The following is a 1,652-nucleotide window of genomic DNA, read 5'->3' on the forward strand; positions in this document are numbered from 1 at the left end:
AGTAGTGCCCCTTAGAGTGGTGTAACGCCCGCTGGTGACCGGTACCGCCCGAACGGGGCGCGGTCACCGTGGGTCCTTCGAGGAAACTCTCACATCCCACTCGAAAGGACATCACACGATGACCGCTCCTCATATTGTCGACCCTGCCGGCGTACTTTCAGAAGCCCTGGGCGATGCGTCGCCTGATCTGATGCGCCATTTGCTGCAAACCATGATCAACGCGCTCTTGTCCGCGGACGCGGACGCCGTGGTCGGTGCGGAATGGGGCAAGCCTTCACCCGAGCGCCTGACCCAGCGCAACGGCTACCGCCACCGCGAGCTCGATACCCGCGCCGGCACGATCGATGTCGCCATCCCGAAGCTGCGTCAGGGCACGTATTTCCCGGACTGGCTCCTGGAGCGCCGGAAGCGGGCCGAAGCGGCCATGATCACCGTCGTCGCGGACTGCTACCTCGCTGGGGTCTCCACACGCCGGATGGATAAGCTTGTCAAGACCCTGGGCATCCACTCGCTGTCGAAATCACAAGTCTCCCGGATGGCGGCGGACCTCGATGAGCAGGTCGCTGCGTTCCGGACCCGGCCGCTGGGCGATGCGGGCCCGTTCACCTTCGTCGCTGCCGATGCGTTGACCATGAAGGTCCGTGAAGGCGGGCGCGTGATCAACGCGGTCGTCATGGTCGCCACCGGTGTCAACGCGGACGGGCACCGCGAAGTCCTGGGCCTGCGCGTGGCGACCAGCGAGACCGGTGCGGCCTGGAACACGTTCTTCGCGGACCTCGTCGCCCGGGGCCTGACCGGGGTGCGCCTGGTCACCTCCGACGCCCACGCCGGTCTCGTCGAGGCCATCGCGGCGAACCTTCCCGGGGCCTCATGGCAGCGTTGCCGCACCCACTACGCGGCGAACCTGATGTCGGCGACTCCGAAGAACCTGTGGCCGGCGGTGAAAGCGATGCTGCATTCGGTCTATGACCAGCCAGACCCGGTGAGCGTGAACGCACAGTTCGACCGGCTCCTGGACTACGTTGAGGAGAAACTCCCGAAAGTGTTCGCACACCTGGATGCGGCCCGCGCCGACATCCTCGCGTTCACCGCCTTCCCCAAGGACGTGTGGCAGCAGATCTGGTCAAACAACCCCAACGAGCGTTTGAACAAGGAGATCCGCCGCCGCACCGACGTGGTCGGGATCTTCCCCAACCGCGACGCGATCACCCGCCTCGTGGGGGCCGTGCTTGCCGAGCAAAGCGACGAATGGGCCGAAGGGCGCCGCTATTTCGGACTCGAAGTCCTCACCCGCTGCCGCCTCACAACCGTGGACCCCGGGCTCGACCCACGCACAGACCTGCCCGAACTGGAGAGTATGGAGGCCGCAGCATGAACCCCGCCCAGCCCAACGCGTCACGACACGAACAGGACCTCGCACTCCTCGCCGCCGGCGAAGAGACCGGCTGGTGGGACGAACACGGAAGACCCGCCCCCACGCCCGAGGACTTCTGGCTCGCCGACGGCACGATCACCCCCGACTGGCGGCTGGACGGCGGCCCCGCACGAGAGGAGGAACCCGAACCCGCCACACCATCCGAGAACCACAACTTCTAAACCTCAACAACCTCGAAAAGCCACAGAACGGCTACACCACTCCACGGGACTTGACC

General features: G+C 65.9%; 2 protein-coding genes. Both read left to right on the top strand.

The window, feature by feature from the left end:
* Window positions 1-118 precede the first annotated feature (118 nt).
* Window positions 119-1,375, top strand: a complete 1,257-nt coding sequence (locus ACX80C_RS19300) for an IS256 family transposase (RefSeq protein WP_459328084.1) — start codon at window positions 119-121, stop codon at window positions 1,373-1,375.
* Window positions 1,372-1,596 carry a hypothetical protein gene (locus ACX80C_RS19305; RefSeq protein ID WP_459328085.1) on the top strand — a complete coding sequence of 75 codons (225 nt, stop codon included), beginning with the start codon at window positions 1,372-1,374 and terminating at the stop codon, window positions 1,594-1,596. Before ACX80C_RS19300 ends, ACX80C_RS19305 begins: the two co-directional genes overlap by 4 nt.
* Window positions 1,597-1,652: the final 56 nt, after the last annotated feature.

This window comes from Arthrobacter tecti (assembly GCF_054511355.1).